Raw genomic sequence first — 16,583 nt, forward strand, 5'->3', positions numbered from 1 at the left:
ACCTTCGTTCACATGGGGGAACACGTGAACATCGTCAAGCCCGCCGCGCTGCTCGTCGCGGCCACCGCCCTGCTCGCCGGCTCCACGGTCGCGGCGACCGCCGCCGTGCCGGACGGCACCCGGGTCACCGGCGTCCAGCAGGTGGCCGACCAGGTCCTCGCGGGCCACCCGAAGCCGCTCTCCGTCTCCGCCGACCAGGTCCGCTACGACGGCCTCACCCTGACCAAGGCCCCGAAGCTCGCCGCCAGGAAGGACCTGGACTGCGCCTACGGCCACCTCTGCATGATCGTCCGGGGCACCAAGTTCGACTTCTACAAGTGCCAGACCTGGACCGTGTCCAACTGGACCGGCGACGGCCCCTACACCAACAACCAGACGCCGGGCACGGTCGCCCGCTTCTACAACCGGGACGGCAGCGTGCGCTGGACCTCGACGGCCTACGACGCCGGCACCGCGACCTGGGACCCGATCTGGTCGCTGCGCCCCTGCTGACCCGCAACAGCGCGACGGCCTCCGGCTCCCTCGGGGGAGGGCCGGAGGCCGTCGCTTCGCCTGCGGGCACTGGTCATTCGCCCTGCGGGCGGGTGATCAGTGGAAGAAGTGGCGGGTGCCCGTGAAGTACATGGTCACGCCCGCCTTCTGTGCGGCCTCGACGACCTGCTCGTCACGGATCGAACCGCCCGGCTGGACGATCGCCCGGACACCGGCGCCGATGAGGATCTCCGGGCCGTCCGGGAAGGGGAAGAAGGCGTCGGAGGCCGCGTAGGAGCCCCGGGCGCGCTCCTCGCCCGCCCGCTCGACGGCCAGCTTGCAGGAGTCGACGCGGTTGACCTGGCCCATGCCGACACCGACCGAGGCGCCGTCCTTGGCGAGCAGGATGGCGTTGGACTTGACGGCCCGGCACGCCTTCCAGGCGAAGGCCAGCTCCTTCAGCTCGTCCTCGCTCAGGGCCTCGCCGCTGGCCAGCGTCCAGTTGGCCGGGTCGTCGCCGTCGGCCTGGAGGCGGTCGGTGACCTGCAGCAGGACACCGCCGTCGACCTGCTTGGCCTCGACCCGGTTGCAGGGCGCGCCCGGGGCCTTCAGGACGCGGATGTTCTTCTTCTTGGTGAGGGCCTCCAGGGCCCCCTCCTCGTAGTCCGGGGCGACGATGACCTCGGTGAAGATCTCCGCGACCTGCTCGGCCATCTCCTTGCTGACCGGCCGGTTGACGGCGATGACACCGCCGTACGCGGAGACCGGATCGCAGGCGTGCGCCTTGCGGTGCGCCTCCGCGACGTCCGAACCGACCGCGATACCGCAGGGGTTGGCGTGCTTGATGATCGCGACGCAGGGCTCGTCGTGGTCGTACGCGGCACGGCGCGCGGCGTCCGTGTCCGTGTAGTTGTTGTACGACATCTCCTTGCCGTGCAGCTGCTCGGCCTCGGCGAGACCGCCGGTGCCGTCCACGTACAGCGCGGCGCCCTGGTGCGGGTTCTCGCCGTAGCGCAGGGTGTTCTTGCGCTCGTAGGTGGCGCCCAGGAAGTCGGGGAAGCCCGACTCGTCGACGGGCGCGTAGGAGGAGGCGAACCAGGAGGCCACGGCCACGTCGTAGGCGGCGGTGTGCCGGAAGGCCTCGGCGGCCAGGCGCTTGCGTGCGGCCAGGTCGAAGCCGCCGTCCTTCACGGCCGCGAGCACGTCGGCGTACCGCTCGGGGCTGGTGACCACGGCCACGGAGGGGTGGTTCTTGGCGGCGGCGCGGACCATCGACGGGCCGCCGATGTCGATCTGCTCCACGCACTCGTCGTCGCTCGCGCCCGAGGCGACGGTCTCGCGGAAGGGGTAGAGGTTGACGACGACGAGGTCGAACGGCTCCACGCCCAGCTCGGCCAGCTGCTCGCGGTGGCTGTCAAGGCGCAGGTCGGCGAGGATGCCGGCGTGCACCCTCGGGTGCAGGGTCTTCACCCGGCCGTCCAGGCACTCGGGGAAGCCGGTCAGCTCCTCGACCTTGGTGACGGGGACGCCGGCGGCGGCGATCCGGCCGGCCGTGGACCCGGTGGAGACCAGCTCCACGCCGGCCTCGTGCAGCCCGCGCGCGAGGTCTTCGAGCCCGGTCTTGTCGTAGACGCTGACGAGCGCCCGGCGAATCGGCCGCTTGTTGCTCTCGGCGGTGGCGGTCACTGGATAACTACCTTTCGTCCCTCAATGCGATAGCCGTTGCGGGCGAGCCGCCCCACGACCTCGACGAGCAGCCTTCGCTCGACTTCCTTGATGCGCTCGTGCAGCGCGCTCTCGTCGTCCTCGTCCCGGACCTCGACCACGCCCTGGGCGATGATCGGGCCGGTGTCGACGCCGTCGTCGACGAAGTGGACGGTGCAGCCGGTGACCTTGGCGCCGTACGCGAGCGCGTCACGGACGCCGTGGGCTCCGGGAAAACTGGGGAGCAGGGCGGGGTGGGTGTTCACGAACCGCCCGCCGAAGCGCGCGAGGAACTCCTTGCCCACGATCTTCATGAACCCGGCGGAGACGACGAGGTCGGGCTCGTACCCGGCCACGGCCTCGGCGAGGGCGGCGTCCCACGCGTCCCTGCTGTCGTAGTCCTTGACCTTGCGGACGAAGGTCGGCAGCCCGGCCCGCTCGGCGCGGGCGAGTCCCTCGACGCCCTCTCGGTCGGCCCCTACGGCGACGATCCGGGCGCCGTACTCCTCGGCTCCGGTGCGCTCGATCTCGTCCAGGAGCGCCTGCAGGTTGGTGCCGGATCCGGAGACCAGCACGACGAGGCGCTTGACCGCTGGGCCAGCGGGGGTGGCGGCCACTGTGGGGCCCTTTCTCGGGTGGCGACGGTACCGGCCGGCGCTTTGCACCTCGCTTTGTACATTCATACGAATGCTTCGCGCCCCTCGATACAGGGAAGTCTACGAAGCGGCCGACCGTCAGCAACGATACCGGCACACGGGAAGACCCCCACGGGACGGGGGCGTGGCCGGAAGGTAGCGTTCGGGAGGGAATCACGGAGGGCGGCCTCGGGAACGCGGTGGTGGTACGACACGTTGTCGGGGTGGAGCCCATATCGGACTGCCGTGTTCACAGCCGTATTCGCCTAGGGGAAGACGCTCTTTTGATGCCCGATCGCAGCCTGCGACTCCGCACGTTCCCTCCGACTCCGTCCCAGGGAGGCGAGCGCGGCTCAGCGCTGCTGCGAGAGCGCCCCGCGCCGCCGTCGGAGGCAGGGGCGGGTGCGGGGGCGCAGGGCGATGCCGGGCAGGGTGGACAGACGGGTCCGGGTGCCGGGCAGGGTGGGCACGGGGGCCCGGGCGGGCATGGCGGTCCCGGTGGGCATGGCGGACAGGGTGGTTCCGGTGGGCCTGGCGGTCCTGGTGGGCGTCCGGGTTCCGGTGGGTCCGGTGGGTCTCAGGACGACAATCCCTTCGCACCGCCGCCCGAGGGCGCGCCGGACCAGCCGTGGCGGCCCCGCCACCCCGAGGGCTCACAGGGCTCGCAGGGTTCCGGACAAGGACACGGCGGCTCCCCGTGGGGCAACCAGTGGAGCGACCGTCAGCCCGGCCGCTCCCCGGGCGGCTTCGGCGAGCGGCCCGGTGGCCTCGGTGAGCGGCCCGGCGGCGGTCCGCAGGGCGGCCCCGGCGGACCGGCCGGCTCCGGCATGCGCTGGGACCCGACCGACCCCGCCCAGCGCCGCGCGCGCTACGCCCTGCTGTCCGGCATGTGGGCCGTCTTCTTCGCCCTGTTCAGCTGGCCGTACGTAGCCCTCCTGCTGGGCGTGCTGGCCGTGTACTGGGGCGCCAGCGCCCTGCGCGCCAAGCCGCGCCGGTCCGACCCGGACACCCCGGCGCCCGCGCCGGGGGCGACCCCCGCCCGGCCCCAGGTGACGGCGGCGGTCAGCGGGCTGGTCACCGCGGGTCTGGCCCTGGTCCTGGTGGCCTCGACCTTCACGGTCCAGTTCGTCTACCGCGACTACTACACCTGCGTGAACGACGCCCTCACCCACGAGGCCAAACAGTCCTGCGACCGGCTGCTGCCGCAGGAGCTGCGCGGGGTTCTGGGCACCGGGAACAGCTGAGGCCCACGGGCGCCGTAGTGGCCTTGCGGGCGGTCAGCCGGCCGTGTCAGGGGGTTCCGGGGCGTCCGGCGAGGGCTCGGTGCGGTCGGGGCCCGCCCTGGGGGCCGGCGGCTCTGGTGGGGCCGCGGCCTCCCGTAGGGCCGCCCAGCGTGAGGCGCGGGCCAGGTCGTCGTGCCAGTCCGAGGGGAACGCGTCGTCGGTCGGGAGGACGTCGTACGACTCGTCGTCCTCGGTCATGGTCTGCGGCCGGGCGGTGGAGACCCTGCCCGCGTCCGCTTCCTTGCCGCTGCCCGGCTGCGTGCCCTTGCCCTGCGTGCCCTTGGCCTGTGTGCCGTTGTCCGTGTGCGTGGCCTTGGCCTTGCCGGTCCCGTCGGCCGCCCGACCCGCCTCCTCGGCCTCGCCCGGGTCCGCGGGCTCGGTGTCGCCCTCGGGCTCCGCCTTGTTCTCCGCCTTCGCCGCGCCGTCCGCCTTCGTGGGGTTCTTGGCCTTCGCCGCGTCCTTGGCCGTCGCCGGGTCACCGGCCTTCCCGTGGTCCTTGGGGTTCCCGGCGCCCGCCGCCCCCGTCCGCGCCCCCTGCGAGGGGATGTCCCCACCCGGTTTCCGCAGCCTCCACAGGCGCCACACCCGTACGGTCAGCGCCACCGGCATGCCGGGCAGTGCCGTCCAGGCCCCCACCGCTCCCCCTGCCTGCCACCACACCGGCCCGAAGCGGGCCAGCGCCGACACGCCCAGTGGGCCGCCCGCCATGCAGGCGAGCAGGGCGAAGGCCGCCGCGCAGAGCGTGGCCGTCAGCAGCATGACCCCGGCGGTGCGGGCGGCGGACCAGCGGGCCGACGCCGGCGCGCCCGGCGCCGGCCGCTTGACCGCGCCCCGCGCCACGAACCACCCCGCCGTCACCCCGGCCACCACCGGCACCAGCCCCGCCGCCCAGTTCGGCGGTGTCCCGGCGCCCGCGTCCGGCACCGCCGCCAGCAGCGGGAACGGCGGCAGCAGCGGGGCCGGATCGGAGGCGAGTGGGTTCACCAGGTGCCCCGCGCCGAGGAAGAAGCCGGGGCCGAGGCCGTAGGACGCCGCCCAGACCGCCGCGTTGGGGATCAGCGCGACGCCGAGCAGCAGCACGGCGAACCGTCCCGTCCACCCCTCCGTCAGCTGGAGGAAGGACGCCCGCGCCGCGCCGCCGTGCCACACCAGCGACACCGCGAGCACCAGCGCCCCGCCGCCGAGGAGCACCGCCACGGCGGCCCCGCCGGCCCGTACGGCCGTACCGAGCCGGGCGCGTTCGTCCTCGCCGAACACCACCCGCCGCACCTGCCCCGGCAGGACCGCGAGCGCGCCGAGCACCGGCTCGCGCGGACAGCCGTACGCCGCCCACACCCCGGCCGCCGCCGCGCCGGTCGCGACCAGCGGCAGACAGGCTGTCACCCAGAGCCACTGGGGCCGCAGTTCGCCGCCCGAGCAGTACAGCGCGATCGCGCAGCCGACGCCGAGGTAGCCGAGGACGACGCCCGTGCACGCCGTCTGCGCCGGCACGGGCGGCGGGCCGTCGGCGTCCTCGGGCGCGTCCACCGCGACCCGGGCCGCCCGGTACACCAGCCACACCGGCAGCAGCATCAGCAGCAGCGGGGTCACCCCGACCGGCATGGGTGTGCCGGTGAGCGTGTCGGTGCGCAGGAGTTCGACGCCGTGGGCCAGCAGCCACAGCGCGGCGGCGATGTGCAGCGCGCCGCTGGGGCCGCTGTCGGGATACGGCGAGCTGACCCACAGCACCATCACGAGCACGGCGAACGAGCCGAACCCGAGCCCGGCCGCGACGGCACCGCCCAGCAGGCTCGCGGCCAGTCCGGGCTCGCGGTCCCGCATCCGGGTCAGCAGAGGTGACAGCGACGGTCGGCGAGCGGTCTTGAGGATCACGCACGCCATGCTCCCAATGACACGCGATATCCCGTGGTAACGGGCGAACCTCCGAAGTGTCGCTCAATATACTTTTATGTTCCATTTCCCACGGAAGGGCGAACGCCGACGCCCAGGCCGGGCCCGGCCTCTGACGCGGGCTCAGTCCGGACCGGCGGGGGCTGGAGAGGCGGCGGCCGGGCCGGCGGAGCATGGGGCGGCCGGAGTTGGGCCGGGGGCGGTTGGGGGGCGGTTGGAGGAGAAGACGGGCTGCGGCGCGCGGACGCCCGTTCAGGCCTTCGACGCGCTGTACGCCTTCTGCGCCCCCGCCCTGGTCCGCCAGACCTATCTGCTCACCGGGCGCCGGGAACTGGCCCGGGAGGCCGTGGCGCGGGCCTTCCAGCTGGCCTGGCAGCGCTGGCCCGAGGTGGCCCGGGACCGGGATCCGGGCGGCTGGGTGCGGGCGGCGGCGCACGACTGCGCGCTCTCGCCCTGGCACCGCCTCCGGCCCCGGTACCGGCGTCCGGAACCGCCGCCCGCCGACCCGGCCGACCGGGCGCTGCTGCAGGCCCTGCTGGAGCTGCCGCCGTCGTACCGGCGCACGGTCGTCCTGTACGACGGCGTGGGCCTCGGTCTGCCGGAGACCGCGGCGGAGACGGAGGCCGGCTCGCCGGCCACCGCGAACCGGCTGGCCCACGCCCGCGAGGCGCTGGCCGCGCGGCTGCCGGAACTGGCCGACCCCGCCGAGCTGCACCGTCGGCTGCTGGTGCTCGCCTCGGCCGAGCGGCTGCGCGCGGCCGAGGCCGAGCCCGTGCGTCGCGAGGGCGAGCGGCGAAGCCTGTTCTGGGCGCGGGCGGCGCTCGCCCTCACGGCGGCGGTCGCCGGCGCGACGACGCTCACGCTGCAGACGGCGCCGACCCACTACGAGGCGCCGATCGCCCCGGCGCAGGCGGTTCAGGGGGTGCCGTCGCCCGGAGTGCTGGGGCCGTTGTCCCCTCGGGAACAGGCGGTGGAGGTGGCATTGCGGCGCGCGGCGGCGAGGGGCCCGGAGAGACTGGAACCGGAGCCGCGGTGAGCGGAGCCGGGAGTTCGCCGTAAGGGCCGGAGACTTCCCGGAAGGTGGCGGCAACTCGCCGTACGCCTACTGGCCGTACCCGACCGCGGACCGTCGTGGTCGCTCGCGCCCCCTTGAGGGCGGCTCGGTGCCGCCGGGGTCGAACGGCGGCAGGCCCGTCCCCACCGAGGGAAACGGGCCTGCCGGGCGTCGGTTCAGAAGCCGAGCGGTGTCAGGGAGCTCAGCCGCCCAGGATCTCGCGGGCGAGCTTCGCCGTCTCGGTCGGGGTCTTGCCGACCTTGACGCCCGCGGCCTCCAGGGCCTCCTTCTTGGCCTGTGCGGTGCCGGAGGAGCCGGAGACGATGGCGCCGGCGTGACCCATGGTCTTGCCCTCGGGCGCGGTGAAGCCCGCGACGTAGCCGACGACCGGCTTGGTCACGTTCTCCTTGATGAACGCGGCCGCACGCTCCTCGGCGTCACCGCCGATCTCACCGATCATCACGATCAGCTCGGTCTCGGGGTCGTCCTGGAACGCGGCGAGGGCGTCGATGTGCGTGGTGCCGATGATCGGGTCGCCACCGATGCCGACGGCCGTGGAGAAGCCGATGTCACGCAGCTCGTACATCATCTGGTACGTCAGCGTGCCGGACTTCGAGACCAGGCCGATGCGGCCCGGCTTGGTGATGTCGCCCGGGATGATGCCGACGTTCGACTGGCCCGGGGTGATGATGCCGGGGCAGTTCGGGCCGATGATGCGGGTCTTGTTGCCCTTCTTGCCGGCGTACGCCCAGAAGGACGCCGAGTCGTGCACGGCGATGCCCTCGGTGATGACGACGGCCAGCGGGATCTCGGCGTCGATGGCCTCGACGACCGCGTCCTTGGTGAACTTCTCCGGCACGAAGATGACGGAGACGTTGGCGCCGGTCTTCTCGATGGCCTCCTTGACGGTGCCGAAGACGGGTACCTCGGTGCCGTCGAAGTCCACGGTCTGACCCGCCTTGCGCGGGTTCACGCCGCCCACGACGTTCGTGCCGTCACCGAGCATGAGCTTGGTGTGCTTCATGCCGGTGGCGCCGGTCATGCCCTGGACGATGACCTTGCTGTCCTTGTTGAGCCAGATAGCCATGGTGGTGTTGAGTCCTCGTCCTCGTGCTTACTTGGCGGCGGCCAGCTCGGCGGCCTTGTCGGCCGCGCCGTCCATGGTGTCGACGCGCTGAACCAGCGGGTGGTTGGCGTCCGTGAGGATCTTCCGGCCCAGCTCGGCGTTGTTGCCGTCGAGGCGGACGACGAGCGGCTTCTCGACCTTCTCGCCGCGGTCCTCCAGCAGCTTCAGGGCCTGCACGATGCCGTTGGCGACCTCGTCGCAGGCGGTGATGCCACCGAAGACGTTCACGAAGACGGACTTGACGTCCGGGTCGCCCAGGATGATCTCCAGGCCGTTCGCCATCACCTGGGCGGAGGCGCCGCCGCCGATGTCCAGGAAGTTGGCGGGCTTGACGCCACCGTGCTTCTCACCGGCGTACGCGACGACGTCCAGGGTGCTCATGACGAGACCGGCGCCGTTGCCGATGATGCCGACCTCGCCGTCGAGCTTGACGTAGTTGAGGTTCTTCTCCTTGGCGGCGGCCTCGAGCGGGTTGGCCGCGGCCTTGTCGTGGAGCGCCTCGAACTCGGGGTGGCGGAACTCGGCGTTGTCGTCGAGCGACACCTTGCCGTCGAGGGCGATGACGTCGCCGGAGGCGACCTTGGCCAGCGGGTTGACCTCGACGAGGAGGGCGTCCTCCTTGATGAAGGTGTCCCACAGCCTCACCAGGACGTCGGCGACCTTGTCCGCGACCTCGGCCGGGAACTTGGCGGCGGCCACGATCTCCTGCGCCTTGGCCTTGTCCACACCGTCGATGGCGTCGATCGCGATCTTCGCGACGGCCTCGGGGCGGGTGGCCGCGACCTCCTCGATCTCCATGCCGCCCTCGACGGAGGCGATGGAGAGGAAGGTGCGGTTGGCACGGTCGAGGAGGAAGGAGACGTAGTACTCCTCGAGGATCTCGGGGGCCGTCTCCGCGATCATGACCTTGTGGACCGTGTGGCCCTTGATGTCCATGCCGAGGATGTCGGTCGCGCGGGCGACGGCCTCGTCCGGGCTGGCGGCCAGCTTCACGCCACCGGCCTTACCGCGGCCACCGACCTTCACCTGCGCCTTGACGACGGACTTGCCGCCCAGACGCTCGGTGATCTCGCGCGCCGCCTCAGGCGTGTCGATGACTTCACCGGCCAGCACCGGTACATCGTGCTTGGCGAAGAGGTCCCTCGCCTGGTACTCGAACAGGTCCACGCGCTTCCGTCCCTATCAGTGATCTCGCGGTTCGTTGGATGCGTGGGCGTGCCGCGAAGGGCAACGTGACGTCCGCTTGTCACAAGGGAGGCGCACACGGTGTCCGAGCGCGCGGCATGTCCGTCTCGCAGGTTATCGCCGCTTGCGGGACCTCCCTAAATCGAGGGTCACACCCGAGCGGTGATACCTGTCACATGATGCCGGTTTTGCTGGCACGGCGTGCCGCAAAGGGGTGGTGTGCGAGGCCTCACCGGGCTGGGGTTGACCCGGTGAGGCCTCTGGGGCGGCCCCGGTGGATCCGGGGCCGGGGCGGTTGATCCCCACCCCAATGGGGACCACCCGCCCGTGCCGCGGGGCCCCGGCCGGACGCGCCGACGGCATTCGGCCATCCGGGTCCGGACACCCCGCGGAGCGGTTGGGGGCGTTCAGCCCTGGTATCGCATGCCCTGCGCGGGGTCCTGCACGCCGTAGGCGTGGTCGTAGCGGTGGTCCGCGGGTACGTCCAGACGGACGTCCTGGTGCGCCTCGTGGAGGTACGCCGGTACGGCTGCACGGCCGACCCCCTCGCCCCCGCCCACGGCGTGCCCGGCGAGCGGAACACCGGCGTCCCGGACCGTCCCGCCGAGGCCGTACGCCAAGCCCCCGGCCCCCTGACCGACCGGCCCGCCCGCATCGGTGACTCCGGCGGCGAAGGGCGGTACCTGCGCGGCGAGGCCCTGGGCGAAGGGGGGCGTCTGGGTGGCCACGCCGTCCGCGAAAGCGTCGGTCGGGGTGGTCACGCCGTCCGCGAAGGCGGTGGTCTGCGTGGTCACGCCGTCCGCGAAGGTGTCGGTCCGGGGGGTTACGCCAGCCGTGAAGGCGGTGGACTGCGCGGTCACACCGGCGGCTATCACGATCGAACGACGGATGTTCTTGTTCATTGCGTGCGTCAAGTCCTTGGAAGAACGCCGGAAACGGCTGGAGTCGGCGGAAGCAGGTGGGGCCGTCCGGAACCCGCTGGGCGCTGATCACGTGGACGCGGATGGCGTGAACCCAGCTCAGCGAGGTGTGCCGGCGGCCGGCGGGCCTGTGCCGCCCCGCACGACAGGGCGTGGTGGGGCCGGCCCTGCTGCCTAGCCGGGGAAGACCAGGATGTCCCGGTGCCGTTCCCGGGGGCGGGGCGCGTCGACGCGCGCGGTGGCGCCGGGCGCGAGCCGCACGGACGCCCGGTCGCCGAGGGTCACCGCATGCGCGTCCCCGTGCCGGGACGCGCTGCCGTCGGCGGCCGGCTTGCCCAGCACGCCGTCCGGGTCCCCGGTGGGCACGGGTCGCTCGGGGACAGCCGCCGCGGCGGCTGCGCTGTACCGCGCGCCGATGTATGCCACCGGCTGCGGCACCTCCGCGCCGCCCGGGCCGTACACCACGGCCGATGCCGGTGCGCCGACGGCCGCACGACCCCCGGCACCGGCGTGCCGCCCCCTCTCCTCAGCCGGACCGGACACCGCCGCGCCCACGTCCCGCTGCCTGCTGGGCGGCGCGGACATCGGCTCCGGTGTCACCTGGACGGGCACGTCCGTGACGGGAGCGAGGTCGGGCAGGGGCAGCGAGGGCGCGGTGGTCCGGGGCTGCCCGGAGACGGCCCGTCCGGCCGTCTCCTCGACGGCCCGGGAGACGGCGGTGAGCACGTCGCGCACCGAGTCGCGCACCGAGCTGACGGCCTGCACGGGGATGGCTGCCTTTACGCCGACCCTGCGGACGACAGGACCGGCGAGCGGCTCGCTGACCGTCCGCACCGGCGGCACCGCCGGTACCCCCTGCACCGCAGGTACGGCATGTACGACCTGCGCCGCACCCGCGCCATGTACGGCCTGTTCCGCCCCTGCCGCGCGGACGACCTGTGCCGCCCGCGCCGGGTCCGCGTGTCCGCTCGGCCCGGGACGTCCCGCGGCCGAAGTCATCTGCGCCGGAAGCGGGGTTCCGTCGGCCGCGTGTGCCTGCTCGCCGCAGAGGAAACCCAGCGTGAACAGTCCGCCGACCAGCAGCACCAGTTGGAGCGCACGTCGCCCGGCCGCCGTACGCAGCACGCGCACGGAGGTGCCGAGGAGGGCTGCTGGGGAGATCAAGAAGCTGGACATCCTGGCTCGGTACGACACGGGCTCCGCCGATCCTCGCACGGGCCGCCCAAGGCCGCGCAAGCCCGCTGTTACCGATGGGTAATCATGTCCCCTTTCTCTCCTCTTTCATGGCCGGAGTCACGCCGTGTCCGGTATCGGCAGCGGTCGCTTCTCCAGTGCCGCCGCCATGACCTCGGGGAACAGGTCGGGCGTACAGGCGAAGGCGGGTGCGCCCAGCGCGGCGAGCGCGGCCGCGTGCTCCCGGTCGTACGCCGGCGCGCCCTCGTCCGACAGGGCGAGCAGCGCCACGAACTGCACTCCGGACGCCTTCATCGCGGCCACCCGCTTGAGCATCTCGTCACGGATGCCGCCCTCGTAGAGGTCGCTGATCAGCACCACCACGGTCTCGGCGGGCCGGGTGATCTGCGACTGGCAGTACGCCAGCGCCCGGTTGATGTCCGTGCCGCCGCCCAGTTGGGTGCCGAAGAGAACGTCGACAGGGTCGTCGAGCTGGTCGGTGAGGTCGACGACCGCCGTGTCGAAGACGACCAGCCGGGTGCTGATCGACCGCATGGAGGCGAGGACCGCGCCGAACACGGACGCGTAGACCACGGACGCCGCCATCGACCCCGACTGGTCGATGCAGAGCACGACCTCCTTCTTCACGGACCGCGCGGCCCGCCCGTATCCGATGAGCCGTTCGGGCACGACCGTGCGGTACTCGGGCAGGTAGTGCTTGAGGTTGACCGCGATGGTGCGGTTCCAGTCGATGTCGTGGTGGCGGGGGCGGGCGATCCGCGCGCTGCGGTCGAGGGCGCCGGTGAGGGTGGCCCGGGTGCGGTTCGCGAGCCGCTTCTCCAGGTCGTCGACGACCTTGCGCACGACCGCCCGTGCCGTCTCCCTCGTCGTCTCCGGCATCGCCTTGTTCAGCGAGAGCAGCGTGCCGACCAGATGAACGTCCGCTTCCACCGCTTCCAGCATCTCCGGTTCCAGCAGCAGGGAGGCCAGGCCGAGCCGGTCGATGGCGTCGCGCTGCATGACCTGGACCACGGAGGACGGGAAGTAGGTGCGTATGTCCCCGAGCCAGCGCGCCACGGACGGCGCGGAGGCGCCGAGCCCCGCCGAACGGTCCCGTCCTGCCTGCGACTTGTCGCTCCTGCCGTAGAGCGCGGCGAGCGTGCCGTCCATCGACGCGTCCCTGCCGGACAGCGCGCATCCGGTGCCGTCGGCCTGGTCCCCGCCGAGCACCAGCCGCCACCGCCGCAGCCGCTCCGCCGCCGTGTCGACGCCGCCCACCACCCTCACCTCATCCGTCATGCCCCCACCCCCGCACGCCTGTCGTCATCGATCACAGCCACCAGGTCCTCCAGTCCGAGCAGCAGGCGCAGTACCGGGAGTACGGAGTCGGCGCGTTCGGCGTCCGGTTCGGTGGCGAAGCCGGGTGTGACCGCGCCGTGAGCTGCCCCGCCGGACGCCCGGAACGCGGGCCCGCGCCGGACCAGTTCACCGAGCGTTCTGCGCACCCCCGGGTCGTACGCCGCGAACGTGCGGCGCAGCAGCGGCAGTACGTCGGTGAACGCCTCCGCCGACACCCCGGTCAGCCAGTTGTCCACCAGCCCGAGCAGCCGCTCGTCGTGCACCAGCAGCAGCCCGCCCCCGCCGCCGACGAACCCCTCGATCCAGGCGGCCGCGTCGGCGGGCGGTGTCCCCGGCGACAGCGCCAGCCCCATCAGCCGCGCCGCCTCCTCGCACCCCAACTCACCGTCGTCCAACAGCAACCGCACCGCGCGCCCTCGCAGCACACCGGGCACGGTGTCGCGCAACGACAAGGTCCGCAGCACTCCCCGCCAACGGTCCCGCAGGCCCCCTCGCCCGGCACCGCGAACGGCACCACCGGCAACTGCCCCGGCTCCGGGGCCGAAGAGACCGTCCGCACCCTCCGCACCGGCACCGGCGCCCGCCCCCGTTCCTCTGCCCTGTCCCGCGCCGCCGTGTGCTTCAGCAGGGGTCTCCGTCAGCAGGCTCACCGCCGTGTGCACGGCGTCCACATGGGCGCGCATCTCCTGCGCCGCGTCCGTGTCGAGCGCGGTGCAGGCCGGGGGCAGGCCGACGAAGACGCGTTCGGCGAGGCCCGCGGCGACGCCGGCCAGCGCGCCGGTGTCGGTGCCGCGCACGTCGCCGTAGCGCAGGGCGCGGACCAGGGCGGGCAGGGCCCGGGCGAGATGGCCGACGTCGGTGTCGAGCGCGGCCCGGTCGGCGAGGACCCGCATGACCACGGGCAGGGCGTCCGGCAGCCCGGCGAGCAGGCACTGCTCGGCGAGGGCGGTGACGTCGGCGAGGGTGCCCGCGGCCGTCGCGTCCGCCTCGGCCTTCGCCTGCGCCGCGCCCAGCACGGTCGTCCCCCACACCCCCGCCTCCGCTACCCGTACCGACAGCTCCGGCTCCCAGCGCAGCCGCCAGGTCTCCCGGAACGTGCCCGTGCTCCCCCGTGACCGCGCGGGCTCGCCCCAGCCGACGCCGAGCAGCCGGAGCCGGTGCAGCAGCCTGCTGCGGCCGGCGTCGGTCTCGCCGCGCAGGTCCAGCTCCAACTCCCGCTCCAGCGCCTCGGGTTTGAGCCGCAGCGAGCGCTGCTGCCGGGCCAGGTCGCGCTGGAGCGGCACCGCGGGAGCCGACTCCGGGACCTCGCCGAGGACGTCCCCGACCACCAGCCGGTCGTGCACCAGCGCCAGCGGCACGTCCGAGCCGTCGCCCATCACCGCGCGCACGGCGTCGGTGGTCTCGCTCAGCCCCGGCAGCGGTCGGCCGCGCAGCGCCGCCAGGGTGTCGGCGAGCCGGACGGCCTCGATGACATGGGCGGAGGACACGATCCGGTCCTCCTCCCGGAGCAGCCGCGCCACCTTGGTCAGCCACCGCTCGACCGGCCGGTCGGGGGCGTGGAACAGATGGCCGTACCAGCCCGGCGAGTCGATGCCCGCGCCGTACCCGCTGGACCGGGCGAGCCTGCGGTGCGTCCACGGCACCCAGGTCAGGTCGGCCTTGACCTTGGGCAGCCCCTTCAGCAGTGCCCGGTCGGCGGTGACGGTGGTCCTCTCGCGCAGCGCGGGCACGTGCCAGGCTCCGCAGACGACGGCCACCTCGTCGCCGAACTCCTTGAGCGCGGCCCGCAGCCTGAGCCGCATGTGGGCCTCGCGGACCAGGTCCCGGGAGTGCCCGCCGGCGCCGTACCGCTCGCGGAGCGCGCCCATGGCCTCTTCCAGGGCTGCGAAGGGGGCGAAGGGGTCCCGCTCGCCCGGGCCCCGGTGCTCGACGACGTCCTCCCACCAGCGTTCGGGATCGTCGTACCCGGCGGTCTCGGCGAGCACGGCCAGCGGGTCGACCCGCACCTGCTCGCCGGCTCCCCGGCCGTCGTCGGTGCCCCGGTCGGCGTCGGCGTCCCAGTCGGCGTCGCCCTCCCGTCCGACACCGGCCTTCCCACGGTCCTCGCCCTTCCGCCCGGCGCCGGCCTCCCCGCTCTCCTCGCCCTCCCGGCCGGCGTCGGCGTGCTGCGGCTCCGTCCCCTGGGCTGCGGGTCCGGCGGGCCGGGCGGGGTCGCCGGGGAACCCGCCCTCGGCGTCCTCCGGCTCCCAGGCCAGCGTGTGAGTGGCCGGAAGGTCGATGAAGCGGGCCGGGACGCCGTGTTCCACGGCCCAGCGGATCGCCACCCATTCGGGGCTGAACTCGGCGAACGGCCAGAACGCCGAGCGGCCCGGCTCGTCCACGGCATGGGCGAGGAGGGCGACCGGGGGCCGCAGGCCGGGGTCGGCGGCGAGCGGGATCAGCGCGTCCGCCTCGGGCGGCCCCTCGATGAGGACGGCGGCGGGCCGGGCGGAGTCCAGGGCGCCGCGCACCGCTCGGGCGGAGCCGGGTCCGTGGTGCCGCACGCCCAGCAGGAGCGGCCCGGAGTCGTAGGCCTTCGGCCGGTGGCTGTCGTCGGTCATGCGCCGACCTCCCGGCACGCGCGGTAGAAGTCCGTCCAGCCCTCGCGCTCGCGGACGACGGTCTCCAGGTACTCCTGCCAGACGACCCGGTCGGATGCCGGATCGCGCACGACGGCGCCGAGGATGCCGGCGGCGACGTCGCCCGGCCGCAGCACGCCGTCGCCGAAGTGCGTGGACAGGGCGAGCCCGTTGGTGACCACGGAGATCGCCTCGGCCGTGGAGAGCGTGCCGCTCGGCGATTTCAGTTTGGTGCGGCCGTCGGCGGTGACGCCGTCGCGCAGCTCGCGGAAGACGGTCACGACCCGGCGGATCTCCTCGATGCCGTCGGGCGCGGTCGGCAGGTCGAGGGAGCGGCCGATCTGGTCGACCCGCCGGGTGACGATGTCGACCTCGGCGTCGGCGCTCTCCGGCAGCGGCAGCACCACGGTGTTGAAGCGGCGGCGGAGGGCGCTGGAGAGGTCGTTGACCCCTCTGTCCCGGTCGTTGGCGGTGGCGATCAGGTTGAACCCGCGCACCGCCTGCACTTCCTGGCCCAACTCGGGGATCGGCAGGGTCTTCTCGGAAAGGATCGTGATCAGCGTGTCCTGCACGTCGGCCGGGATACGCGTCAGTTCCTCGACGCGGGCCGTCATGCCCTCCGCCATGGCGCGCATGACGGGGCTGGGCACGAGGGCGTTCCGGCTCGGTCCGTGCGCCAGCAGCTGCGCGTAGTTCCAGCCGTAGCGGATGGCCTCCTCCGGCGTGCCGGCCGTGCCCTGAACCAGCAGGGTGGAGTCGCCGCTGACCGCGGCCGCCAGATGCTCCGACACCCAGGTCTTGGCGGTGCCGGGCACGCCGAGCAGGAGCAGGGCGCGGTCGGTGGCGAGCGTCGTGACGGCGACCTCGATGATCCGGCGCGGACCCACGTATTTCGGTGTGATCACCGTGCCGTCAGGCAGGGTGCCGCCGAGCAGGTACGTCGCCACCGCCCACGGCGACAGCTTCCATCGCGCCGGGCGCGGCCGGTCGTCCTGCGCGACGAGCGCGGCGAGTTCGTCGGCGAAGGCGTGCTCGGCGTGCGGCCGCAAGGCGTTGCTGTTCTGTTCGACGGACGTGGCGTCCATGGACACGGTCATGGCTGAGGCCCCCTCCAGCTCGGCCGGTTCGGATCTGGCATCCACCGTGCACCACGCCACTGACAATC

At 73.3% G+C, this 16,583-nt stretch carries 12 protein-coding genes and 1 pseudogene; 3 read left to right on the plus strand and 10 right to left on the minus strand.

Annotated elements, in window-relative coordinates; genetic code table 11:
* Positions 1-12 precede the first annotated feature (12 nt).
* A complete protein-coding gene (locus tag AB0950_RS02280; RefSeq protein WP_360574602.1) occupies positions 13-492 on the plus strand; it encodes a hypothetical protein in 480 nt (159 codons plus the stop codon).
* 96 nt (positions 493-588) lie between these two features.
* On the opposite strand, the gene purH is transcribed toward AB0950_RS02280, so the two are convergent.
* The gene (gene purH / locus AB0950_RS02285) at positions 589-2,157 is read right to left on the minus strand and encodes a bifunctional phosphoribosylaminoimidazolecarboxamide formyltransferase/IMP cyclohydrolase (protein ID WP_360574603.1); all 1,569 of its coding nucleotides are present in this window, start codon (positions 2,155-2,157) and stop codon (positions 589-591) included.
* A complete protein-coding gene (purN, locus tag AB0950_RS02290; protein WP_360149323.1) occupies positions 2,154-2,792 on the minus strand; it encodes a phosphoribosylglycinamide formyltransferase in 639 nt (212 codons plus the stop codon). Before purN ends, purH begins: the two co-directional genes overlap by 4 nt.
* 305 nt (positions 2,793-3,097) lie before the next feature.
* Between purN and AB0950_RS02295 the strand changes: the two genes are divergently transcribed.
* Positions 3,098-4,054 carry a hypothetical protein gene (locus AB0950_RS02295; protein WP_360574605.1) on the plus strand — a complete coding sequence of 319 codons (957 nt, stop codon included), beginning with the start codon at positions 3,098-3,100 and terminating at the stop codon, positions 4,052-4,054.
* 33 nt (positions 4,055-4,087) lie between these two features.
* On the opposite strand, the gene AB0950_RS02300 is transcribed toward AB0950_RS02295, so the two are convergent.
* Positions 4,088-5,974, minus strand: a complete 1,887-nt coding sequence (locus AB0950_RS02300; RefSeq protein ID WP_366777601.1) for a DUF6350 family protein — start codon at positions 5,972-5,974, stop codon at positions 4,088-4,090.
* Positions 5,975-6,227: 253 nt separating this feature from the next.
* Between AB0950_RS02300 and AB0950_RS02305 the strand changes: the two are divergent.
* Positions 6,228-7,019, plus strand: a pseudogene (locus tag AB0950_RS02305) (RNA polymerase subunit sigma-70); the annotation flags it as partial.
* Positions 7,020-7,239: 220 nt separating this feature from the next.
* Here AB0950_RS02305 and sucD read toward each other — a convergent pair.
* The 7 genes from sucD to AB0950_RS02340 all read right to left on the minus strand — a co-directional run bounded on the left by sucD (position 7,240) and on the right by AB0950_RS02340 (position 16,515).
* Entirely contained in the window at positions 7,240-8,124 is an 885-nt protein-coding gene (gene sucD / locus AB0950_RS02310; RefSeq protein WP_360149335.1) for a succinate--CoA ligase subunit alpha, read from the minus strand.
* 27 nt (positions 8,125-8,151) lie between these two features.
* Complete coding sequence (gene sucC / locus AB0950_RS02315) at positions 8,152-9,330, minus strand: ADP-forming succinate--CoA ligase subunit beta (protein WP_360149338.1); 1,179 nt, start codon at positions 9,328-9,330, stop codon at positions 8,152-8,154.
* A gap of 425 nt (positions 9,331-9,755) precedes the next feature.
* Positions 9,756-10,250: a hypothetical protein gene (locus AB0950_RS02320; protein ID WP_366777602.1), complete on the minus strand. Its 495-nt coding sequence runs from the start codon at positions 10,248-10,250 to the stop codon at positions 9,756-9,758.
* A 192-nt stretch (positions 10,251-10,442) separates the two neighbouring features.
* Positions 10,443-11,444: a hypothetical protein gene (locus AB0950_RS02325; RefSeq protein ID WP_366777603.1), complete on the minus strand. Its 1,002-nt coding sequence runs from the start codon at positions 11,442-11,444 to the stop codon at positions 10,443-10,445.
* A gap of 117 nt (positions 11,445-11,561) precedes the next feature.
* Positions 11,562-12,740: a VWA domain-containing protein gene (locus tag AB0950_RS02330; RefSeq protein WP_366777604.1), complete on the minus strand. Its 1,179-nt coding sequence runs from the start codon at positions 12,738-12,740 to the stop codon at positions 11,562-11,564.
* Positions 12,737-15,400, minus strand: coding sequence for a DUF5682 family protein (locus AB0950_RS02335; RefSeq protein ID WP_366777605.1), 2,664 nt, complete (start codon positions 15,398-15,400; stop codon positions 12,737-12,739). The genes AB0950_RS02330 and AB0950_RS02335 overlap by 4 nt, the downstream gene beginning before the upstream one ends.
* Positions 15,397-16,515: an AAA family ATPase gene (locus tag AB0950_RS02340; protein WP_366777606.1), complete on the minus strand. Its 1,119-nt coding sequence runs from the start codon at positions 16,513-16,515 to the stop codon at positions 15,397-15,399. The genes AB0950_RS02335 and AB0950_RS02340 overlap by 4 nt, the downstream gene beginning before the upstream one ends.
* Positions 16,516-16,583 lie beyond the last annotated feature (68 nt).

Source organism: Streptomyces sp. NPDC007189 (assembly GCF_040703635.1).
In the GTDB taxonomy this organism is placed as follows: domain Bacteria; phylum Actinomycetota; class Actinomycetes; order Streptomycetales; family Streptomycetaceae; genus Streptomyces.

What these genes read in the sequence shown, in the direction of transcription:
- AB0950_RS02330 (WP_366777604.1), bottom strand. Translation starts at nt 12,740, where the DNA reads ATGACGGATGAGGTGAGGGTGGTGGGCGGCGTCGACACGGCGGCGGAG.
- AB0950_RS02300 (WP_366777601.1), bottom strand. Translation starts at nt 5,974, where the DNA reads ATGGCGTGCGTGATCCTCAAGACCGCTCGCCGACCGTCGCTGTCACCT.
- AB0950_RS02295 (WP_360574605.1), top strand. Translation starts at nt 3,098, where the DNA reads ATGCCCGATCGCAGCCTGCGACTCCGCACGTTCCCTCCGACTCCGTCC.
- AB0950_RS02325 (WP_366777603.1), bottom strand. Translation starts at nt 11,444, where the DNA reads ATGTCCAGCTTCTTGATCTCCCCAGCAGCCCTCCTCGGCACCTCCGTG.
- sucD (WP_360149335.1), bottom strand. Translation starts at nt 8,124, where the DNA reads ATGGCTATCTGGCTCAACAAGGACAGCAAGGTCATCGTCCAGGGCATG.
- AB0950_RS02280 (WP_360574602.1), top strand. Translation starts at nt 13, where the DNA reads ATGGGGGAACACGTGAACATCGTCAAGCCCGCCGCGCTGCTCGTCGCG.
- AB0950_RS02340 (WP_366777606.1), bottom strand. Translation starts at nt 16,515, where the DNA reads ATGACCGTGTCCATGGACGCCACGTCCGTCGAACAGAACAGCAACGCC.
- AB0950_RS02320 (WP_366777602.1), bottom strand. Translation starts at nt 10,250, where the DNA reads ATGAACAAGAACATCCGTCGTTCGATCGTGATAGCCGCCGGTGTGACC.
- AB0950_RS02335 (WP_366777605.1), bottom strand. Translation starts at nt 15,400, where the DNA reads ATGACCGACGACAGCCACCGGCCGAAGGCCTACGACTCCGGGCCGCTC.